This window comes from Pseudomonas sp. PB120 (assembly GCF_009761815.1).
Taxonomy (GTDB): Bacteria; Pseudomonadota; Gammaproteobacteria; order Pseudomonadales; family Pseudomonadaceae; genus Aquipseudomonas.
Genome location: NZ_RWIN01000033.1, coordinates 21,874 through 41,061 on the forward strand (window position 1 = coordinate 21,874; position 19,188 = coordinate 41,061).

Annotated in this window: 13 protein-coding genes; 7 read left to right on the forward strand and 6 right to left on the reverse strand. The window is 59.3% G+C overall.

All coding sequences use genetic code 11. The features are described from left to right. Positions 1–181: 181 nt before the first annotated feature. The 4 genes from EJA72_RS05160 to cmoB all read left to right on the forward strand — a co-directional run bounded on the left by EJA72_RS05160 (position 182) and on the right by cmoB (position 3,162). Positions 182–574 (forward strand): protease inhibitor I42 family protein, encoded by a 393-nt coding sequence (locus tag EJA72_RS05160; protein WP_157710442.1) that lies wholly within the window; start codon positions 182–184, stop codon positions 572–574. 2 nt (positions 575–576) lie between these two features. Next, positions 577–1,212: a lysoplasmalogenase gene (locus EJA72_RS05165; protein WP_178129060.1), complete on the forward strand. Its 636-nt coding sequence runs from the start codon at positions 577–579 to the stop codon at positions 1,210–1,212. Positions 1,213–1,429: 217 nt separating this feature from the next. Continuing rightward, entirely contained in the window at positions 1,430–2,209 is a 780-nt protein-coding gene (cmoA, locus tag EJA72_RS05170) for a carboxy-S-adenosyl-L-methionine synthase CmoA (protein WP_157710443.1), read from the forward strand. Then, positions 2,206–3,162 (forward strand): tRNA 5-methoxyuridine(34)/uridine 5-oxyacetic acid(34) synthase CmoB, encoded by a 957-nt coding sequence (gene cmoB / locus EJA72_RS05175; RefSeq protein WP_157710444.1) that lies wholly within the window; start codon positions 2,206–2,208, stop codon positions 3,160–3,162. Before cmoA ends, cmoB begins: the two co-directional genes overlap by 4 nt. A 134-nt stretch (positions 3,163–3,296) precedes the next feature. Here cmoB and tadA read toward each other — a convergent pair whose 3' ends face one another. Both tadA and EJA72_RS05185 read right to left on the reverse strand, forming a co-directional pair. Then, on the reverse strand, positions 3,297–3,794 hold the full coding sequence (tadA, locus tag EJA72_RS05180; RefSeq protein ID WP_157710445.1) for a tRNA adenosine(34) deaminase TadA: 498 nt from the start codon (positions 3,792–3,794) through the stop codon (positions 3,297–3,299). After that, entirely contained in the window at positions 3,794–5,170 is a 1,377-nt protein-coding gene (locus EJA72_RS05185; RefSeq protein WP_157710446.1) for a multicopper oxidase family protein, read from the reverse strand. Before EJA72_RS05185 ends, tadA begins: the two co-directional genes overlap by 1 nt. A 207-nt stretch (positions 5,171–5,377) precedes the next feature. Here EJA72_RS05185 and EJA72_RS05190 point away from each other — a divergent pair, with 207 nt between their 5' ends. Together EJA72_RS05190 and EJA72_RS05195 are read left to right on the forward strand one after the other, a co-directional pair. Beyond that, a complete protein-coding gene (locus EJA72_RS05190) occupies positions 5,378–10,141 on the forward strand; it encodes a membrane-targeted effector domain-containing toxin (protein ID WP_157710447.1) in 4,764 nt (1,587 codons plus the stop codon). A gap of 398 nt (positions 10,142–10,539) precedes the next feature. Further along, entirely contained in the window at positions 10,540–12,612 is a 2,073-nt protein-coding gene (locus EJA72_RS05195; RefSeq protein ID WP_157710448.1) for a TerD family protein, read from the forward strand. Between the two features lie 159 nt (positions 12,613–12,771). Here EJA72_RS05195 and guaA read toward each other — a convergent pair whose 3' ends face one another. The 4 genes from guaA to EJA72_RS05215 all read right to left on the reverse strand — a co-directional run bounded on the left by guaA (position 12,772) and on the right by EJA72_RS05215 (position 17,624). Further along, positions 12,772–14,349: a glutamine-hydrolyzing GMP synthase gene (gene guaA / locus EJA72_RS05200; RefSeq protein ID WP_157710449.1), complete on the reverse strand. Its 1,578-nt coding sequence runs from the start codon at positions 14,347–14,349 to the stop codon at positions 12,772–12,774. Between the two features lie 99 nt (positions 14,350–14,448). After that, positions 14,449–15,918, reverse strand: coding sequence for an IMP dehydrogenase (gene guaB, locus EJA72_RS05205; protein WP_157710450.1), 1,470 nt, complete (start codon positions 15,916–15,918; stop codon positions 14,449–14,451). Between the two features lie 232 nt (positions 15,919–16,150). Beyond that, complete coding sequence (locus tag EJA72_RS05210; protein ID WP_157710451.1) at positions 16,151–16,699, reverse strand: sugar ABC transporter ATPase; 549 nt, start codon at positions 16,697–16,699, stop codon at positions 16,151–16,153. A 157-nt stretch (positions 16,700–16,856) separates the two neighbouring features. Further along, positions 16,857–17,624, reverse strand: a complete 768-nt coding sequence (locus EJA72_RS05215; protein ID WP_178129081.1) for a sulfite exporter TauE/SafE family protein — start codon at positions 17,622–17,624, stop codon at positions 16,857–16,859. 183 nt (positions 17,625–17,807) lie between these two features. Between EJA72_RS05215 and xseA the strand changes: the two genes are divergently transcribed. Further along, positions 17,808–19,187, forward strand: a complete 1,380-nt coding sequence (gene xseA, locus EJA72_RS05220) for an exodeoxyribonuclease VII large subunit (protein ID WP_157710453.1) — start codon at positions 17,808–17,810, stop codon at positions 19,185–19,187. Position 19,188: the final 1 nt, after the last annotated feature.

Here is a 19,188-nt window from a genome sequence, read left to right on the forward strand (position 1 = left end):
CAGGCTCGCTCCCACAGTGGTTGGTGGTGTTCACAAATCTCGTGTCCACTGCGAAACCTGGTGGGAGCGAGCCTGCTCGCGATGGCGTCAGCACTGACAACACTGGCTTCCGCAGCTGTCACACTTTGTCTCATCTCGGTTATGCTCGCCGTTCGTCGTGAATGCCGGAGCCGCTGACCTCATGTCCCCCACCCGCCTGTTTGTCCCCCTCGCCCTCTCTTTGCTGGCCGCGTGTGCCACGCAACCGAAACAGAACGTGACCGTGGAAAAACAAAGCGAGTGCCCGCTGAAACTCAGCAACGGGCAAAACCTGATCCTGACCCTGCCCAGCAACCCGACCACCGGTTACCGCTGGGCAATCCAGGATTCGGCCGGCGGCGTGCTGCGTGCGCTCAGCCCCGAGGTCTACAGCAACCCGGAAGACGCCGGAATAGTCGGCAGCGCGGGCATCTCGACCTGGCGCTTCCAGGCGTTCACGGCCGGCACAGGGCGCTTGCGCCTGACCTCGCAACAACCGTGGGCGCCGGAAGTGCTGCCGGTTGAAACCTTCGACTGCGCGATTTCGGTTAACTGATCGTGGGTTGGCTGATCCTGGCGTTGATGGGCGCGGTGACCTTTCTCTACGGCGTGAGTGTGCATGCGGCGCTGCTTTGCCTGCTGGTCAAACCGCTGCCCGTGCTGGCCTTGCTCGGTTGGCTGCACGACGCGCCACCCAGCGAGTATCGACGCTGGATCAGCCTTGGATTGATGTTTTCCCTACTCGGCGACGTGCTGCTGGCGTGGCCGGGGGATTTGTTCGTGTTCGGCCTCGGCGCCTTCCTGGTCGCCCACCTCGCCTACCTGAAAGCCTATTTGAGCGATTGCCGGCGACTGGCGCTGTTGCCGCTGGCGATTGCTTTGGGCGTGGGTGCGGTGTTGTTGGGGATATTGATTTCGAAGGGGCTGGGGCCGCTGCTGATCCCGGTGATTGTCTACGGCCTGGCCATCAGCGCCATGCTTTGGCGGGCGCTGGCTCGACTGGGCACTGATGTGCCGAAACGCTCGGCGCTACTGGCGGCGGCGGGTGCGGTGGCGTTTGTGTTTTCGGACAGTGTGATTGGCATCAGTCGATTTGTGGTTCCGTTCGATGCTGCACCTTACGTGATCATCCTGAGTTATTGGTTGGGGCAATGGGGCATCACTGCTTCGGCGTTCACTCAAAAACAACACTGATCCCCTGTGGCGAGGGAGCTTGCTCCCGCTCGGCTGCGAAGCAGTCGCAAGCCAGGCTAGCCCGGTACTTCAGTTAAAACTCATAGAATGGTTTTGGGGCTGCTTCGCAACCCAGCGGGAGCAAGCTCCCTCGCCACAACTGCGTATCTCCCAATCAGGCCTGGAAAGTCACCGCTTTATCAGACAACCCGCGCATCCACGCGCCAAGTTGGCTAAAATGCCGGCCTTTTCAACCGAAGCCGCCGGAACCGCCGTGAGCAAAGAACCCGATCGCCTTTTCGCCCAGCCTTTGGCCCAGGTGCCTGACTTCGCCTTCAATGAGGACGTGGTGCGGGTGTTTCCGGACATGATCAAGCGCTCGGTGCCAGGTTATCCGACCATCGTGGAAAACCTCGGCGTGCTCGCCGCGCAATTCGCCCGGCCCAACAGCGTGCTCTACGACCTCGGTTCGTCCTTGGGCGCCGTGACCCAGGCCTTGCGCCGTCACGTGCGCACCGACGGTTGCCGCGTCATCGCTGTGGATAACTCGGCGGCGATGGTCGAGCGCTGCCGCGAATACCTCAACGGTCAGGACTCGATGTTCCAGGAGTTGCTGCCGGTCGAAGTGATCGAAGGCGACATCCTCGCCCTCGATTTCCAGCCAGCCTCGGTGGTGGCGCTGAACTTCACCCTGCAATTCATCGCCCCCGAGCAGCGCACCGCGTTGCTGGGTCGCATCCGCCAGTCGCTGCTGCCCGGTGGTGCGCTGATTCTGTCGGAGAAACTGCGCTTCAACGACCCCGAAGAACACGCGCTGCTCACCGACCTGCACGTCGCGTTCAAACGCGCCAACGGCTACAGCGAACTGGAAATCGCCCAGAAGCGCAGCGCCATCGAAAACGTCATGAAGCCCGACAGCCTCGAAGAACACCGCGAGCGCCTGCTGGCTGCCGGGTTCTCGAAAGTCGTGCCGTGGTTCCAGTGTCTTAACTTTGCCTCGTTGATTGCCTTGCCATGATTGATCTGTCCCCCCTCGCCCGCCGCCTGGCCGGTACACCACTGGCCGACTGGGCCAAGACCCTGCAAGCGCAACTCGACAAGAAAATGGAAAAAGGCCATGGCGACCTGGAGCGCTGGCAGAGCGCGCTGGACGCCTTGCCGAAGATCCAGCCGAGCGAAGTCGACCTGCTGAATGGCCTGACCCTGGACACCGATTGCGACGCTGAGACTCGCGCGCAAATGCGCACGGCGCTGATGGGTTTATCCCCGTGGCGCAAAGGCCCGTTCGATCTGTTTGGTGTGCATGTCGACACCGAATGGCGTTCGGACTGGAAGTGGTCACGCGTCGCGCCGCACCTGGACCTGAAGGGCAAACGCATCCTCGATGTTGGCTGCGGCAATGGTTACTACATGTGGCGCATGCTCGGTGCCGGTGCGGACAGCGTGATCGGCGTCGATCCGAACTGGCTGTTCTTCTGCCAGTTCCAGGCCGTTCAGCGCTATCTGTCCGAGCCGAATGCCTGGCACCTGCCGTTCCCTTTCGAAGACCTGCCGCCGGAACTCGAAGGCTTCGATACCGTGTTTTCCATGGGCGTGTTTTACCACCGTCGTTCGCCGATCGAGCATCTGTTGGCGTTGAAGGATTGCCTGGTCAAAGGCGGAGAACTGGTACTGGAAACGCTGGTGATCGAAGGGGATCAGCAACAGGTGCTGGTGCCGGAAGATCGTTACGCGCAGATGCGTAACGTGTGGTTCCTGCCGTCGGTCCCGGCGCTGATGCTCTGGTTGCGGCGTGCCGGTTTCTCGGACGTGAAGTGCGTGGACGTCAGCGTCACGACCGTCGAGGAACAACGCGGGACTGAATGGATGAAGTATCAGTCGTTGAGCGACTTCCTAGATCCGGACGATCACAGCAAGACGATTGAAGGGCTGCCGGCGCCGATGCGGGCGGTGATCGTCGCCCGCAAATAAAACACCGGCCTCCGCACCAATGGAGATCAACATGTGGGAGCGAGCTTGCTCGCGATGAGGCCCTTTCAGTCAACAATGATGTTGAATGTCAGTCCGCTATCGCGAGCAGGCTCGCTCCCACATTGGTTCGGTGTTTATTCAGTGGGTTTCGCGCGCCGGGCCTTGAAGAATTCGCTGAGCACTGCCCCGCACTCCTCCGCCAACACCCCGCCTTCAAACAACACCCGATGATTCAGAAAGCCCTGGGTAAAAAACTGCCCCTGACTTTGCACAATCCCCGCCTTGGGCTCCAGCGCGCCATACACCACTCGCGCAATCCGCGAATGCACGATCAAGCCGGCGCACATGCTGCACGGCTCAAGCGTCACGTACAACGTGCTGCCCGGTAAACGGTAATTGCTGGCAGCCAACGCCGCCGCACGGATAGCGACCATCTCGGCATGCGCGCTCGGATCGTTGCCACTGATTGGGCAATTGAAGCCACGGCCGATGATCTCACCGTCCTGTACCAGCACCGCGCCCACCGGCACTTCACCCAGCGCCGCGCCTTGAGCGGCGAGGGCCAGGGCTTCGCGCATGAAGTCGCGGTCACGGCTGCGGTCGATGATCGCAGCGGGACGAATCTGGCGCATCACGCCACCTCGATGGCGGCCATCAGGCCGGTTTCCATGTGATCGATCACATGGCAATGGAACATCCACACCCCAGGGTTATCCGCCACCAGCGCCACTTGCGCACGCTCGTTCTTGCCCAACAAATAGGTGTCGGTGAAATACGGGATGACCTTGTGCCGGTTCGAGGCGATGACTTTGAAGCTCATGCCGTGCAAGTGAACCGGATGCTGATACTGCGTCATGTTCTTCAATTCGAAAATGTAGCTCTTGCCCTTCACGAGCTTGGCAATCGGACGGTCAGCGCAGGTCTTGTCAGTGATGTCCCAAGCCTTGCCGTTGATTTGCCACAAGCTCGGCGGCCGGCCGTTGTCGACGTTGACCGACACCGAGCCGACCCATTCGAAATTGAAGTTGAGTTTCTCGGCATTGGCCAGGTCCGGCTCGGCCACCGGATTGGCGGGCAGCGCCGGCGGCCACTCGGTCGGCGCATCGCTGTTAACTACCGAGCGCAAGGTGCCCAAACGAACCGGGCCGTTGCGCAGGGACAACTCTTCGCCCGCCGGCGGCGCCTTGATCGCCAGGCAAATGCGCATGCCCGGACCGAGCCAGTATTCCTTGCCCAACGGGCGCGGTTCCACGGGGTTGCCGTCCAGTGCATAGATCTGCGCCTCGACGCCGGGAATGTTGAGGCGATAGGTCAAGGTGTTATCGAGATTGAGCAGGCGCACCCGGGTGATCTGCCCGGCCGGCAAATCGATGACCGCTTGCGGCACACCGTTAATCGTCGCCAGACGCCCCGCCGTGCCGCCCCGGGCCGCTTCCCGGGGAATGCTGAATTCGACGAAATTGCCCACCTCGTCGACATGCCAGCTCTTGAGGCACAAGGTCTTTTCGTACTTGAAACCGGTCGGCTCGCGCTCTTCGACAATCAGCGGCCCCACCAGGCCACGACCGAGTTCTTCACTGCTGTTCACGTGCGGGTGATACCAATAGCTGCCGGCATCGGGCACGCGAAATTTGTAGTCGAAGTACTCGCCCGGCAGTACCGGAAGCTGTGACACGTAGGGCACGCCGTCCATTTCCAGCGGCAGGCGAATGCCGTGCCAGTGAATGGTGGTCGCCACCGGCAGGTGGTTGATGAAACGCACCCGCAGCCACTCACCTTGGCGCACCCGCAACTCGGTGCCCGGCGCCGACGGGCCGAACGCCCAGGCTTCTGTCTTGTGCCCGGCGACCAGCTCGACGTCCAGCGGCGCCGCAATCAGCTCATAGTCATGGCCCGCGTCAGCGTCGGCCATCTTGCCCAGCCAGTAACGCGACGCGCCGCCCGCGCCCACGCCAACGACAACAAGACCAGCCAGGCCACCGAGGATTTGGCGACGGGTAAAGGACATGAACTCAACTACCTCACGAATCAGCGACAGGCCCTGGGGCCCGCAAAAGGCGAATACGATACACCTGCGGTTGGGAAACAGTAAGGGTGGCGTGGCGACGGGTCACAGTCTGATCCGCACTGGCCGTCTATCAAGGCATATATATGTAGTGCACGGCCGGCATGGAAACGAGCAATCATCGCCGTCCATTTCTCAAGGAGCGAGAGCATGTCCACCGAACAAAACACCCCCGCATCAAGCAACGCCGCCGATCAGGCAACACTCAAACTGATAGCGCCTGTCGTTGTGACCGCCTGCCCCGGCTTGCAGGAGGAAGCCCATGCAGTCGCCAGTGAAATCCTGCACAAACACGGCATTACCGGCCTCGACCCGGATCAGGTCTGGTGGCACCGTTTCAACAATGTCTCGGCCAGCAGCACCAAGGCGTTTCTGGGTTGGGAGCACGCGCCCAAACCCAGCGAATCGTTAACCCTGACACAACTGGTGATCCATCGTTACCGCGTAACCGACCAGGACGACGCCCTCGAACTGGACAGCAATGGCGGTTTTTATACGGCCGATGCGAACGCCAGTATTTACAACGAAACCAATGAAGTGCGGATGTACCCCAGGCAGGTGCTTGCGGACCTGTGGGAAAAGAACCTCAGCCAACGCTACCTGAACAAGCTGAATGCGTTCTGGGCCAGTCATTTTGATGACTTCCGAACGCTGGCCAAATGTAACTACCTCAGCAAAGCCGTGGAGGCGCGGCAAAACGGGCAACTGGGGGAAGAGGATTTTCAGACCGTCATCAGGGCCGTGGTCGGTGACACGTCCTGGCCGATCACTCTGGCGACCCTGAAAGCACAAACATCCACACCTGCCGACCTGCGTGTCTGCGCGCTGGATGTCGCCGGGCATGTCGCGACCGATATCCTGCGCATCGTTGAGCCCAACGGTCGGCAGATCACTTACGTTCCCGGCGCCGCAGAGCCCTTCCACGTGCACCCGACCGTGACGGACATGCACTGGTGGATGTTGCTGCACATGAATGAGGAGCAACCCCGAACCGAATTCATGACCCATTTCCCGCTGTCGGCTCGCAAGGAGGTCCATGACAACATCACTCCGCTGATGAATCAACTGGTCGGCACCTGGGGCAAGTACGACCACCATTTGATCAATCAAAAAGACATCACCATCAGCGGCGACGTGTTCACCTGGCAGAGCCGGGGCGTCCAAAGCAAGATGCTGGAAGAGGCCGACCTGACGCTGGTGAGTAATGGACAGATGCGCAAACAGCTTTGGCTGGGTTATCTCACCGCTGCGCTACACGCTTTCGGCCCGTTGGCGGTACTGGGCTGGCCAATCGCATTACCGGTGATCGGGGCCAGCATCGCGGCGATGGGGTTGAACATCGACAAGGCGGTGAATGGCAAAACGGCGGCAGAGCGCAAGGCTGGCATCATCGGCGCCGTGCTTGATGGCATCAATGTGCTGTTCAATATTCCGTTGCTCAAGGAGGCCAGTGTTCTGGAGGAAGTCGGTGCTTCGGTGGATGCCGCCGAAGCCACCGAAATGGCTTCGCTGAGGGAGTCGGACGCCGCCGCTGAATCGACCGCAACGGAAGATCCGCGTGAGTCCGACAGCACAGAGTCGACTCGTCCTCAACCCGAAGGTGCACCGGTATCACCGAGAGAAACCGTTGTAGTTCCAGAACAATGGCAATGCCATGAGCCACTGGAAAGCGACATGCTGTCTACCCAGGGCGGTAAGTTTCAGGGGATCTACTCGCTCAACTCGAACCCATCCACTGCGATCAGGATGAACGAGGCGGCCTATTACGTGCGCTTCGAATCCGACGTCAACGGTGGCGGTACATGGGCGATTATTGACCCGGAAAACCCCAACGCTTTCACGGGTTCAATACCCGTGCGCCTGAACCCCGAAGGCCAATGGAAAATAACAACCCGGACAGAGCTCAAGGGCGGTCTGGAAGAGCCGTCCTCAAGTGGTAGCGGTGAGGCAAGTCAACCAGAGGTCGAGGCATGGGCTCGGGAACCCGGTACTTACGTTAAAACATTGCGGACACCCGGCATGAGGGAATGGGCCCTGGGCGGGCCGGACGAGATGTTCACCGTATTTGACGAAGAAGCAGGTGTGGAAGTGCGCACCAGTCGATTTGCGTGGCGCCAGCGCGAGGCTCGGGAAAACCTGATACTCGATGCCCAAACCTACTACGAAACTCATCCACCGTTGCCGCGCACACAGACGTCTTTGCCCCCCTCATTCAAAACGCCGGAAGAGCTTTTTCAAACGGCATCCGAGCAAAAGTCGGGGTTGGTTTTCGGTGAAACTCGCGGCAGCATTGGCAGCAAGAAGCTGCTGATCAAAAATATGCCGACACTGGCAAGATTGGGGTTCAAACGGCTTTATTTACAAGAGTTACTGACTAACGCCAATCAGGTGGACCTGGACACCTTCGCACGTACAGGTGCGATGCCGGAAGATCTCGAAACTTATCTGATAGAACTCGACATCAAGGCGGGTAACGATCCCGATGGCCAATATAACGTGTTGGCACTCGTTAAAGCGGCCAATGAGAACAAGATCAGGGTTCAAGCCCTGGACTGCGCTATTACTTACAACATAAACGGCCACGTCACCCTCGAGCCGGAAAAACAGATGGCGAGAAGTTTTTTCGCCAGTGAAGTGATTCAACTGAATGAACAGGCGCATGGCGCGCAGAACTGGGTAGCATTGCTCGACCGGGAAAACATGAGCACCTTCCGGGGTTATCGGGGTGTCAGTGAACAAGTGGGGGCGGTGAGTGTTCGCATCGATGAGGTCAATCCTGGAACGGCCCGCCCCATCGCCATCGATTCCGGGGCAGCTGTTGAGTATGAGAACTACCCGGACTCCCCTGTCCGCGATCTGGATGTCGCCTTCGATGACCTGAGCAACGTGCAATCACGCATCAAGGCTGATTGGCACCTTCAAGTTGAAACCCCTTGGACCCACAAATCATCCGACGAACTGGAAGCCCTGCTGCCGGATTCGGGCATGTACACTTTCCAGCGCTCTGATGACGGTGTCCTTCTGGTCTTTCGCAACGCCAACAAGCAGATTGAAAAAAACATTGTGAAAACGATGCCCGGCGGATACATCGAACTCGATTCCCCCATTTGGCCAGACTTCGTCTTCAAGCCCTTCAATAATCTTGAAGCACTGAAGAACGCACTAGCCGCCAAGGGCTTGAAACTCATGGGTTGGCGTGTTCAACCGTCCGCAACGGTGGATGTCATTGAACAAGGCACAACCCAGAGCATAACTTCCGACGCATTCGGGACAGGCCAGGCGCTCGAAAAACTCACTCCGGCACTGCCCGATATCGAGCCACAGACGGCGGTGCCGGAGCACTGGCAGAGTAATGAAATTCTGGAAAGCGAGGCCCCTCTGGCCACCAGCGGAAAATACCAGGGTATCTATTCGCTGAACTCAAACCCATCTACCGCAATTCTCATGAATGACCAGGCCTACTACGTACGCTACGAAGCCGACGTCAACGGTGGCGGTACGTGGGCAATCATCGATCCGCAAAACCCTCACGCATCTTCAGGATCCATGCCGGTACGCTTGAATGCCGAGGGTGAATGGGAGCTGGCGCCAAAAATCCGATTGGACGGCGGTGGCAAAGGCCTCAGCAAGCCGGTTCCCGGCCCCTCCCGACCCACTGCTCCAGTACAGCCCATTGCTCCAGTACAGCCCAAAGTAAATGCTCTCGCCCATTTGACACGATACGACGCCCCCAACGGTCGCTCGTTGAACTACCTGGCGTTGGGAGAACCGGAAACCCATATAAAAGTTGTTAACATGCCTGGCGGTGGCATCAGAGGGATCTCCCCCTACGAAGAGTTTGTCGTCGGACGCCACGCCGTACTCGTCAGGGATGCAAACGGATTCCAGATACCCAGGGATTTTTTTGCCTCACTGCCTCCTCGCCCGGTCCAGCCTGCTATCACGCCATCCACAACCGTTACCGAACTCATCGAGAAGATATTCGACACAGCGCCAGGGCTGGTGGTCGGTGAAAGTCAGGATCGCATTGCCAGCATGCGGTTCCTGATCGAAAACATGCCGACGCTGGCCAGGAAAGGCGTCAAGACGATCTACATGCATCGTCTGCTCAATGACTTCAGTCAAATCGACCTGAACAACTTCGCCGAAACCGGGCAGATGGATGGCATGCTGGAGAAGTACCTGAAAAAGCTTCCGGGCGACCCTGCGGAACAGTTCACGCCACTGGAAGTGATCAAAACGGCCCAACAGAACGGCATACGAATCCAGGCCACTGACTGTTTGGCAAGTTATCGCTATACAGAGGCGAGTATGACCACCTCAATCCGTCAATCCGTCAAAACCTACCTCACCCACACCATCATGGAGGCCACCCAAGCCCGCAATGGCGGTGGAAAATGGCTGGTGCTCACCGATCAGGAGAACACCAACACGTTCAGAGGACTGGCCGGCATCAGCGAAACAGAGGGCGGTATCGGTTTGCGCATCGAAGAAGTGCGACCCGATCAGAGCCTTCACCTGGACATCGATCACGGCCTCGAAGTCAGTCATGACATGGCAGGGGTTACGGGCCAGATGCGCGGCCATTCCGATATCCTGTATGCCGACATCAGCCTGCAGATGCCGACGCCGTTCATTCAACGAACGGCTGAGCAGGTCAATCAGCTGCTGTTCCGCCAAGGCATGTTCACCATTGAAAGCTCGGAAGAAACCCTCACGCTGATCCATCGCAGCCGCACTAACCAGATTGTGCGAACGACAATCGAGCGAACGATGGATAACGGCTTTCGGATCAACCGCCCCGCCTGGGCGGGCGTACATCAGGTCACCTATGCGAACCTGATGAGTCTTGCCCACGCACTTAACCGCATGGGCCTGACACTTGAGGGCCGTCTGCCCGCTGTCACTACTTGATACGCAAAAAGGCCCCGTGAATTCACATTCACGGGGCCTTTTACGGTGTTACAGGCGATCAGTCAGAGCGGGATCATTCCCACTCAATCGTCGCTGGCGGCTTGCTCGAGTCCAATAACGCCGCCACCCGTCAGGACTACGAACGAGCGACTTGTCATCAGCCTCCTATTCTTTCGGTGAAGCAGCTTGTTACCGTTGAGATGCGCAGCAACCTGACAAACGGGGAGAAGCTTCCGTAGAATGCCTCCGTGGCTATGGAACACCTTCCTTCTAAACCTCCTATGACCTAGGGGTTCCGCTCTCCACACCTCGCCTGCTTCTTGCAGGCGTTTTTACATCGACTGCGGACACGATGCTGCAGCTCACTCGAAACGGCGGACAAGGGAGAAAAATCAAGGATGAATCAGGAACTGTTCCTGCGTCGCCGTACCAAAGTTCACGTTCCGATGGGCACCGGCGGTGCCACGCGCGCTCAGGTTGCGTCGGCTGTCCGGGAAGCTGCGGCGTTCAGATGCGTACTATCAGAGCCACTGATTGAGCGAATCGGCATGCTGTCAGCGGCAGAACTCAAGAATTGGCTGCGCGAAGTTGTCCGAGTGCTTCGACGGCAGACCGGCGCTCACGTACACCACAAGCCGTTTTATCCTGACTTTCCAGATAAGGTTCTGACGGCTTCGGAGGGGGAGTTATACCTTAACGCCGTCATACACTACCTCACGCTGTGGCGTTTACCACTCAGCGAACACTCTCGACCTGCGTTGCTTGAAGGCAACTTCATATCCCGCGTTATCGAACCGGGAAGCGTCTCCGAGTTCGAGTCACTGCTGGAGCCGCTGGTTTCATCGCGTACTTCGCTCTCCGAAGAGGAAACGGCTGATATTGCCTGGTTTATCCGAGAGTACAAAAGCGATGTGTTTCGTCTACTGCCTGAGGCCATCCCGTTCCGGGAGATCCGTGCACAGGTTGGCGGCGCACTGATCCTGCATGTTGCTGGCGATGCACGGGTGGACGAATTCCTGGAGCGAAACGTCGAAACGGCGACTGACGTGCTACGACTCGCGGTCGCGCTGAATAAAGGAGACGTGTCACTGACGACAGCGTCGACACGTTTCAAAGCGATGAAGCGCTCACTGCGCCGTCTGCTGCTGCGCCTGCTCGATCGCATACCCAACGCTACAGAAGACGTGATGCGGCATGTCGAGCGATGGAAACGCCTGGCTGAAGTACTGCATCCGGGCGATTATGCCGATAAGTACCCGCGAGCTCTGGCCGCCATCACCGCAGCGCGTCGCAACGAATCGCCAGCTTCCTTTGGCTCACTTGTCGAAACAATGCTGGCTCAGCGTCACATCGCCACGCTTACCCCCCTGCTACAGAGCCGTCCTGGTGAGTTTGCACGACGACTGGACGCGACCCTGAGGCGCGCGATGGAACCGGAGTCGGTTCTCGACGCTTTCGAGGCTGTTGCATCGCAAGTGTCCTCACCTGTCCTGCTGCAGTTGCTGGCCCAGGTACGCGCTCCGCGCCCCCTCCCCCTGCGGGCCTTCACACCGAAAGGTTCATTCGCCAAAATCTATGGCATCAAGGATCGACGCGAACCTCTGACACCTGAAGTGTTAGCGCGTGCAGCCCGAATCTGCGAAGACGCTCTCGTAAAGCGTTTTTCGTCACTGCCGTCGCTGGGCACCTGTTTCGTCGATCCAGCATTACGCGATTACCGGGTACCGTTGGCGCAGCGTGCCTCATCGAAGTCGCTACGCACGCTGGTGCGAGGCAGCCAGTTGCCTATGCCCGACACACGTTTCATTCGTCTGTTCCTGTGGTGGAAGAATGGCAGTGCGCGCACAGACATCGACTTGTCTGCCGCATTTTTCGACGCCAACTTCGTGTTCATACAAACGGTCGCGTACTACAACCTGAAGGGTTTCGGCGGCTACCACAGCGGCGACATCGTCGACGCGCCCGACGGAGCTTCTGAGTTCATCGACCTCGACATCGATGTGCTCGTCGAGAAGGGTATCCGCTACGTCGTCACTTCTATCAACTCATTCACCGAGCAACCGTATTGCGACCTTCCAGAATGCTTTGCTGGCTGGATGGCCCGCGCCGACACGGCGTCGGGTGAGGTATTTGAGCCCCGATCCGTGTTTGATCGTATCGATATCGCATCCGACACACAGATCTGTCTGCCATTTGTAATGGACTTGCAGGAGCGGCGAGTGATATGGGCCGATCTGGGGCTGACTTCATCTCCCCGGTGGAACAATGTCGGGAACAACCTCAGTGGGATATCGTTGATGCTACGGGCTTTGGTACATACACCACGGCCTGATTTAGAGACGCTGTTCGATTTGCATGTAAAAGCACGAGGCGAACGAGTGGCTTCGCCGCAGCAGGCACGGTCTGTGTTTGCACCTGATCGAGGGATAACGCCGTTTGATACGGATTTGATTCGATCACAGTTTCTTTAACACTTACGCTTGCCGTTGCCATCCACCGAATGCGACGACTCTGGTTTCGGCGCTTTCCCCCAAAAAAAATGCCAGTCAGCATAACTGACTGGCATTTTCTAAAACCCCTCTTGCGCCTCTTCGAATCTAACGTTGAAATCTAGAGGGCGCGGCGCGGGATCATTCCCACTCAATCGTCGCTGGCGGCTTGCTCGACACGTCGTAAGTGACGCGGGAGATGCCTTCGATTTCATTGATGATGCGGCCGCTGACGGTTTCCAGCAGTTCGTAAGGCAGGTGAGCCCAACGCGCGGTCATGAAGTCGATGGTTTCCACGGCACGCAGGGCCACGACCCAGGCGTAACGACGGCCATCGCCGACCACACCAACCGATTTCACCGGCTGGAACACCACGAACGCCTGGCTGACTTTGTGGTACCAGTCGGCCTTGCGCAGTTCTTCGATGAAGATGTGGTCGGCACGACGCAGCAGGTCGGCGTATTCCTTCTTCACTTCACCGAGGATGCGCACGCCCAGGCCCGGGCCCGGGAACGGGTGGCGGTAGACCATGTCGTACGGCAGGCCGAGTTCCAGGCCCAGTCGACGGACTTCGTCCTTGAACAGCTCGCGCAGGGGTTCAACCAGCTTGAGGTTCATTTCTTCCGGCAGGCCACCCACGTTGTGGTGCGACTTGATCACGTGAGCCTTGCCGCTTTTCGCGCCAGCCGACTCGATCACGTCCGGGTAGATGGTGCCTTGGGCGAGGTACTTGATGTTGTCCAGTTTGTTGGACTGGGCATCGAAGACGTCGATGAAGGTACGACCGATGATCTTGCGCTTCTTCTCTGGATCGCTTTCGCCAGCCAGGTTGTTCAGGAACTGGTCTTCAGCGTTGGCGCGGATCACCTTGACGCCCATGTTCTCGGCGAACATGGCCATCACTTGCTCGCCTTCGTGCAGACGCAGCAGGCCGTTGTCGACGAAGACGCACGTCAGCTGGTCGCCGATGGCTTTGTGCAGCAGCGCGGCAACTACCGAGGAGTCAACGCCACCGGACAGGCCGAGCAATACGTTGTCGGTGCCGACCTGGGCGCGAACCTGGGCGATGGCATCTTCCGCAATCTTCGACGGCGTCCACAGGGCTTCGCAGCCGCAGATGTCGAGGATGAAGCGCGACAGGATGCGACCGCCCTGCTTGGTGTGGGTCACTTCCGGGTGGAACTGCACGCCGTAGTAACGCAGGTCATCGTTGAACATGCCGGCAATCGGGCAGCTCGGGGTGCTGGCCAGAATGTGGAAGTCTTTCGGCATTTTGGTGACCTTGTCACCGTGGCTCATCCACACGTCGAGGCCGAACAGACCGTCGGCGTCGATGTGGTCTTCGATGCCGTCCAGCAGCTGGCTCTTGCCGACCACGTCGACACGGGCGTAACCGAATTCACGCAATTCGGAACCTTCGACCTTGCCACCCAGCTGTTCAGCCATGGTCTGCATGCCGTAGCAGATGCCGAAGACCGGAACGCCCAGGTCAAACACCGCTTGCGGGCAGCGAGGGCTGTTGGCTTCGTGTACGGACTCGGGGCCGCCGGCGAGAATGACGCCTTTTGGAGCGAATTCGCGAATCGCTTCGTCGTCCATGTCGAACGGATGCAGTTCGCAGTACACGCCGATTTCACGCACGCGGCGGGCGATCAGCTGGGTGTACTGGGAGCCGAAGTCGAGGATCAGGATGCGGTGAGCGTGAATATCGAGGGCCATGATTCAGTCTCGTCTAAGTCATTCAGAAACAGTCGTAATTCAGAAACAACTCGGGGCTGAATAAAACAGCCCCGGTTGCTTAGCTTGTTGCTTGAAGGCTCAACCTACGCGGTAGTTCGGCGCTTCTTTGGTGATCTGCACGTCGTGAACGTGGGACTCGGCCATGCCAGCGCCGGTGATCCGCACGAACTCAGGCTTGGTGCGCATTTCTTCGATGTCGGCACTGCCGGTGTAGCCCATCGAGGAGCGCAGGCCGCCCATCAGTTGATGGATGATGGCGCTCAGGGTGCCCTTGTACGGAACACGTCCTTCGATGCCTTCCGGTACAAGCTTCTCGGCGCCGGCCGAGGAATCCTGGAAGTAACGATCGGAGGAACCTTGAGCCTGGGACATGGCGCCCAGCGAACCCATGCCACGGTAAGCCTTGTACGAACGACCCTGGAACAGTTCGATCTCGCCTGGCGCTTCTTCAGTACCGGCGAACATCGAGCCCATCATCACGCAGGAAGCACCGGCTACGATGGCCTTGGACAGGTCACCGGAGAAACGGATGCCGCCGTCGGCGATCAACGGAACGCCGGTGCCTTCAAGGGCAGCGGCAACGTTGGCGATGGCACTGATTTGCGGGACGCCGACACCGGCAACAATGCGCGTGGTGCAGATCGAGCCAGGGCCGATACCGACCTTGACAGCATCAGCGCCGGCTTCGGCCAGGGCCTTGGCAGCAGCGCCGGTGGCGATGTTGCCACCGATGACCTGCACTTCAGGGAAGTTCTGTTTAACCCAGCGAACGCGGTCGATCACGCCTTTGGAGTGACCGTGAGCGGTGTCGACCACCACCACGTCAACGCCGGCATTCACCAGCGCGGCAACACGATCGGCGGTGTCTTTACCGGTACCGACGGCAGCGCCAACGCGCAGACGACCTTGATCGTCCTTGCTGGCCAGCGGGTAAGCCTTGGCTTTTTCGATGTCTTTGACGGTCATCATGCCTTTGAGGGCAAACTTGTCGTCGACGATCAGGACTTTTTCCAGGCGGTGCTTGTGCAGCAACTCGCGGACTTCGTTCTTGTTGGCGCCTTCGCGTACGGTGACCAGACGCTCTTTAGGCGTCATCACTTCACGTACGGTGGCTTCCAGACGAGTTTCGAAGCGCACGTCACGGGAAGTGACGATGCCGACCAGGTCGCCATCGTGCAGGACCGGAACGCCGGAGATATTGTGCATGCGGGTCAGTTCGAACAAATCGCGGACCGTGGCGTCAGCCTCGATAGTGATCGGATCCTTGACGACGCCGGCTTCGAACTTCTTGACCTTGCGGACTTCGGCAGCTTGCTGCTCGATGGTCATGTTCTTGTGGATAATGCCGATGCCACCTTCCTGAGCCATGGCAATTGCCAGACGGGCTTCAGTGACGGTGTCCATGGCGGCAGAAACCAGAGGAATATTCAGTTCGATGCCACGGGTAAGGCGGGTCTTGAGACTGACTTCGTTAGGAAGCACCTCGGAATAACCGGGCACTAGGAGAATGTCGTCGAATGTCAGAGCTTCTTGGCTGATACGCAGCATCGCGGGGGCTCCCGAGCGGGAAAATGGAAGCGCGCCATTATAGTCAGACACCCCCTCGGGTTCAATGTAAAACTCTGTCTATTATCGACGCAGTGATCGACGGGACTTTTGCTCCGCAAATCCTTTTGTAGGAGCGAGCTTGCTCGCGATGGTCGCGAACGATTACTCGGGATGCCTGACACCCCGTGTTGATCTCGGGTTTTTCGCGAGCAAGCTCGCTCCTACAAGGTAGTCAGAGTTCGACTTTCACCCAACTTACGGGCTGGTCGAGCCAGTCGGCGAACTCGTCGATAAAGCTCTGCTTGAACCCGGCTTCGGCCCAGTTGTTGAAGATAAACCCCAGGTTGGAAAACCCGCACTCCTGCAGGAAGAGAAACCCGTTGATGTCGTCCTCATGCCCGCATTCCGGGCAGGTGAAGTTATCGGTGCGCCCCGGCATCCAGTCTTCCAGGCTCTCAAACAGCGCCTCGCCGACTTCCTTGCGGCATTCGGCGCAGCCTGCTTCTTCAAGAAACCCCTTGGCCGGCGTATAGATGCACCGCTTGGTAATGATTTCCAGGCCATTGACCGGCTCGCCGAACGGCAGGGCTTCCGGGTGCAGAACCACGGCCCGGGCGCCGTCAGCGATCGCGTGGCCCATGCGGTTACCAGTCCGCCCGCACGTGGTCAGCTCTTCCTTGATGATGTTCTTGCGCACCAGCCAACGCACGACCGCCCTTGCCCGGGGTTCGTGCACCGGCAGTGTGGAGATTTTAGGGACGATGATGCTTTGGGAATTCATGGTGCAAACCTACACATGCGAAATGATCACCCCTGTGGGAGCGAGCCTGCTCGCAAAGGTGTGTCAGTCAACACCAATGCAGCTGACACGCCATCGCGAGCAAGCTCGCTCCTACATGGGATTTGCGGCCGGCAGCTTAATCGCTGACGAAATCCGGTCAAGTACTCAAATACCGCCCGATCAAGGCAATCCCGCTGGCCAGCACCAGCCACGTCACCAACCGCACAAAGGCCTCGCGGGACAGTTTCCGGGTCAACCGACGGCCGATCCACAACCCCAGCGCCATCGCCGGCACCAAACACAGGGCCAATACCAACAAGGGTAGCTCGGCATACACCCCCGCGACAGCAAACAGGCCGAGGCGCACGACGGTGCTGCAACTGATCAGCGCACTTTGCGTCGCCCGGGCCGCCTCCTTGGGCAACCGGCTGTTCAAATAGATCGCGTATAGAAAGCCGCCACTGCCAAACAATGCCCCGAACATCCCGCCCACGGTGCCCATCGGCAACGCCCAGACTGCGGATAACTGCGTAGGCCGGGTTTTGACCCACAGGCTGTAAACCGCATAAGCGCTGATAAACAGCCCCATCAACAGCAGCAACAGGTCGGATTTCAGGTTCAGTAGAAAGATGACCCCCAGCGTGCACCCCACCGCCATGCACGGCAGCAACCGCACCAGCTCGGGTTTCGCCACGTCACGCCGCGAGGGCAACAGGTTGCCGAACGCCGCGACGAAATCCAGCAACACCAGCAGCGGCACGATCTTCGACAGCGGCATGAACAGAATCAGAATCGGCCCCGCGACCAGCGCCGTGCCGAAGCCGGCGATGCCGAATACGATGTAGGCCAGGGCGATGCCCAGGCCGATCACCAGCCAATCCGTTGTGCCGAAGGCCCATTGGTTCATCAGTTCAAACACATTAATTCCCCAGTCATCCATGAATCGCGAAGCAGACTCTACCCCTGTAGGAGCGAGCCTGCTCGCGATGGACGTTAACGATAACGCGTTGTATCTGGATAAACGCGTCGCTCTCAGGTTTTTCGCGAGCAAGCTCGCTCCTACAGGGGATCGTGCATTCGGTTGGAGAATGCCTTTAAACTGCGCCCCATGATTAAAGATCCCTTTGCAAGACTCGGCCTGGACCGTGAAGTCCTGACTGTCAGCCAGCTCAACGGCCGCGCGCGGGTGTTGCTCGAAGACGTGTTCAGCAACATCTGGGTCGAAGGCGAAATCTCCAACCTCGCCCGCCCGGCGTCCGGCCATGTGTATTTCACCCTCAAGGACAGCGGCGCCCAGGTCCGTTGCGCACTGTTTCGGCAGAACGCCGCGCGGGTTCGTCAGGCGCTGAAGGATGGCCTGGCGGTCAAGGTGCGCGGCAAGGTCTCGCTGTTCGAGGGCCGTGGCGACTACCAGTTGATCCTCGACACCGTGGAGCCCGCCGGTGACGGCGCGCTGCGCCTGGCGTTCGATGCCCTGAAAGAAAAACTCAGCGCAGAAGGCCTGTTCAGTGCCGAGCGCAAAGTGCCGCTGCCGGCGCATCCGCAACGCATCGGGATCATCAGCTCGCCCACGGGCGCGGTGATCCGCGACATCATCAGCGTGTTCCGTCGCCGCGCACCGCAAGTGCAGCTGACGCTGATCCCCACCGCCGTGCAGGGTCGCGAGGCCACCGCGCAGATTGTCCGTGCGCTGAAACTGGCAGACGCCCGTGGTTTCGACGCGCTGATCCTGGCCCGTGGCGGCGGCTCGCTCGAAGACCTCTGGTGTTTCAACGAAGAAGCCGTGGCCCGTGCCGTGGATGCCTGCGTGACGCCGATTGTCAGCGCCGTCGGCCATGAAACCGACGTATCGATCAGCGACTTCGTGGCCGACGTTCGCGCCCCGACACCGTCCGCCGCGGCCGAACTGCTCGCGCCGGATTCGAGCGACCTGGTTCGCCGGGTCGAGAGCCTGCATCGACGGCTGGTGATGCGGATCCGCGACCGATTGATGCGGGATCGCTTGCGCCTGGAAGGTATCTCTCGTCGCCTGCGCCATCCCGGTGAACGACTGCGCCAGCAAGCGCAGCGTCTGGATGACCTGGACATGCGCATGCGCCGCGCCTTCGAACGCAGCCTCAATACCCGGCGTGAACGGCTGATTCGTCTGGAAACGCGCCTCGCCGGGCAGCATCCGGGACGACAACTGGCCCTGCTGCGCCAGCGCCTCGACAGCCTCGCCGAACGCCTGCCCCGAGCCATGCGCGAAGGCCTGAAATCCCGTCGCCTGCAATTGCAAAGCCAGGTGCAGACGCTGCAAGTGGTCAGCCCGTTGGCGACTCTTGGCCGTGGCTACAGCATTCTGCTGGATGAACGCGGCAACGCGATCCGCAGTGCAGAGCAAACCCACACGGGCCAACGCCTGAAAGCCAAGCTGGGTGAAGGCGAACTGCACGTTCGGGTCGAAGACAATCACCTGACGCCCGTCACCCTATCTTTACTGGATTGAT